Source organism: Binatus sp. (SeqCode), from assembly GCF_036522015.1.
In the GTDB taxonomy this organism is placed as follows: Bacteria; Desulfobacterota; Binatia; order Binatales; family Binataceae; genus Binatus.
Genome location: NZ_DATDGQ010000078.1, coordinates 1 through 3,359 on the forward strand (window position 1 = coordinate 1; position 3,359 = coordinate 3,359).

The window sequence follows — 3,359 nt, forward strand, 5'->3', positions numbered from 1 at the left end:
TTTCGACGTTGTTGGCGAGCTTGCGCAGTGTCGCGATGTCCTCGGTCTCGCCACTGAGGGTGGATTCCGCGCGGCCGCTTACGAAAATCTCGATTGGATTCTTGGCGCCGTTGGTCTGCAATTCCTGCACGTCCACGTAAGCGCCGGGAATCGCCGCGGTCAGCGCGGGCTGCAGGACTTTTGCGAAGCGCGCCATTCTGCGCCTGTCGTCGATCTCGATCACGACTTGCGCATAGTTGACCTGTTTTGGCTCGGGCGCCAGCGAGTACCAGAAACGCGGACCGCTGCCGCCGACGAAGGTGGTGAGCGACTTCAGTAGGTGGCTCGGATGTTCGGCGTCCGATTCCTCGACGTCGACCTTATGCGCCTGCTGCTGAATTACTTCGCGCGCCTTTGCCGCCGCCTGAGTGGTTTCACTCAACGCGGTGCCATTGGGCAGAAAAATATCCACGGTGGATAGGAACTGGAGATCGATCGGGAAGAATGCCGACTTAAGCAGCCCGCCCAACTTGAATCCCACGACCAGAAAGACAATCGAGGCCGCCAGGGTCAGCCATCGATGCTCCAAACACCAATGCCCCGTGCGGTAGTAGTAGCCAGTGAAGCCCTGGCGGCGCCGCTCTTCGATCGGCAGCGGCTTTTTCTTCGCCGGACGCAACCAGAGGTAACCCAGCATCGGGATGAATGTCATCGAGACCAGCCGCGAGGCAATCAAAGACGCCGTCATCACGACCGGAAGTGAGACTACGAACTTGCCGGTGTCCCCGCTGAGCAGGCCGAACGGCAAATAAGCGACGATGTTGGTGATGGTGGCATAAAGGATCGCGCGCGCCAGCTTGGTCGGTCCAAGCCACGCGGAGATGATTCGAGGATGACCCGCGTCGAGGTCGCGCTTGATTGCGTCTCCGGCCACAACGGGGTCGTCGATCAGCAGGCCGAGTGCGATGATCAGCGACGCGATCGAGACCTGCTGGATGTCCCATCCAACCAGGTCCATGAAGCCGAAGGTCATGAGAAGCGTCAGAGGCATCGATACCGCCATCAGCAGCGCCGAGCGCCATTCCCAGAACCCGATCAGCGCCGTCACCACGACCAACACGATCGCTTCCTCGAGCGCATGATTGAGGAGCTCGACGTTTTCCTCGACCTGGCGCGGCTGGTCCGAGGTTCGCGCCATAATCAGGTCCGACGGCAGTTGCTGGCGTAGCAGCGCCAACTGGTGATCGACGTTCTCGCCAAATGCGTGAATCTGTTCGCCAGAACGCATTTGCACCGCACTGGTGATCGCGCGATGCGTCTGCCATCCGCCGGCGGAATCGCGCACGGTGTAGTAGTTAAGATATCGCGCAGGGTCCTGGTAACCGCTCGTGATGGTGACGAGGTCGCGAAGATACAGAGGCGTACCGGTTGCCGATTTGCCGACGATTACGTCTCCAATGTCCTTTTCGTTTCTAAACTCTCCCGACGGCAGCACAATCAGATTGCGGCCGTTGGTTTCGAGCTCGCCCCCGGGCGACACGATATTTCGCGCAGCCAGCACCTGCGCGATTTTGCTCGGTGTGATGCCATAGCTGGCGAGCTTGAACTGCGAATACTCGAGATTGATCCACCGCGGCAGGTCTCCGGAGATTAGGATCTTCGATACCTGCGGCACTCCGGTCAGCCCGCGCTTGATCAAATCGGTGAAATCGTCCAGTTCACGGAAGCTGTACTTGTCGCCTGCGACTGTATCCAGCCGGGCCTGCGCGTCCTCGGGATTACGAATCACGACCGGCTGCCAGAGGTCTGGATCGAATGAAGCTGACCCGTATTTTTCGGTGACGCATCCCGTAAAGGCGCGCAGCAGCCCGTCGTCGGAATTCGCAATGCCGTCCAGTCCAACGAAGCCTTTGCCAGAAATCGGACGGATGTCACCGAGCGCGCCGCCCTTCGCCAGGCACGGTCCAAGAATCCCGCTCACACTCTCGCCGATGTTTGGCGAATCGATACTCATCGGAAACGCGACCACTATAGTCGCGCGCTTCGACGCATCGACTCCGCTGCCACGAGTCGCCTTAATAGCCGCTGCGATCTCCCTGGCGCGCAGCGAAATCGCGACCTCGGTTTCCTTCGGACTGGCCACCGTCAGCATCAGCGCCGCAGTATCGCCGAAGCCGCTGATGAACTGAATCGGTCCCGCGCCTTTGGGCAAGTCCGTGATGGTTCTTAGTTTCAAGTCCATCTCGTTGAAGATGGGCTTAAGGTCCTTGACGTTGTAGTCAACCTGTACGTTGACGACCGACATTCCGTCGAACGTCACCGACTTGATCGAGTACTCTTCGGCCGACGGCGCTCGAACCTCGGAGACCTCGGCGAGTTTCTCCTCGATCTTGCGCGTGACGAGCTGCTCGACGCGGTCGGCGCTGACACCCGGCCATGCGGTTATGACCTGCGCTTCCTTTACCGGGATATCAGGATCCTTGCGCTTGGGCATCTTGTCGTAGCCGTAAATGCCCCATGCGATCACGACCAGGAGTGCGACCCACGAAATCTGGCGGTTCTCGGTAAAGAAGCGCGCAGTGTTGTGGGTCGTTGCGACTATCTCGTTGTCAGGTCGATGCGCCATTGGAATCGCACCTTAGGGAACGATGGTGATGCTGGCGCCGTTGAACACGACATCGGCGCCCCTGACTATCACTTGCGCACCGGCGTCGAGCCCTGACTCAATCGACACCTGGTCGCCGACCACCGGACCGATTTCGACCTTCTTCAACTGTGCGACCAGTTTGCCGTCGGCGTCTTTCTCCGTGACGTACACCGCGTAGCCCTTCGGATCGTCGGGCGGCCGGATTATTGCCCGCGTCGGCACCACCATCATGCTCGGCGCTTGCGCGGTGGACGGCAGATGAAGCGCGGCAATCATACCGACGCGCAGACGGGCGTCGCGGTTCGGAATCGTCGCCTCGACATCGAACACGCGCGTGTTGGGGTCGGCGACGGCGGCGACTTTGGAAATCGTGCCCTTGAACGTCTGGCCGGGGAACGCGTCAACGGTGGCCGAGATCTCCGCTCCTGGCTTCAACTCGCCGACAATCGCGCCCGGCACGCCGAAGACGACTTTGACCTTACCTGTATCGCCAATTTGAAAGCCGATGGTGCTAGGCGACACCAGCGTGCCGACCTCGATCTTGCGATCGAGCACCAGCGCGCTCATCGGCGATTTGAGCTTGCAATCGTCGAGATCGACCTGCGCTTGCTGGACTGCGGCTTGCGAGGCGCCGACCGCAGCCTGCGCCGAATCGTACTGCTGTTTGACGGCGTCATAGTCGGCCTTTGCAACGACGCGCTCCTCCAACAGATGTGTGTAGCGGGCGAAATCC

2 protein-coding genes are annotated in these 3,359 nt (G+C 60.2%); both read right to left on the minus strand.

The features are described 5' to 3' along the window. The coding region (locus tag VIW95_RS03315) for an efflux RND transporter permease subunit (RefSeq protein WP_331583989.1) at positions 1-2,605 on the minus strand (2,605 nt) is incomplete at its 3' end. A gap of 12 nt (positions 2,606-2,617) precedes the next feature. Beyond that, positions 2,618-3,359, minus strand: a 742-nt coding sequence (locus VIW95_RS03320) for an efflux RND transporter periplasmic adaptor subunit (protein ID WP_331583990.1), incomplete at its 5' end; no start/stop codon positions are given.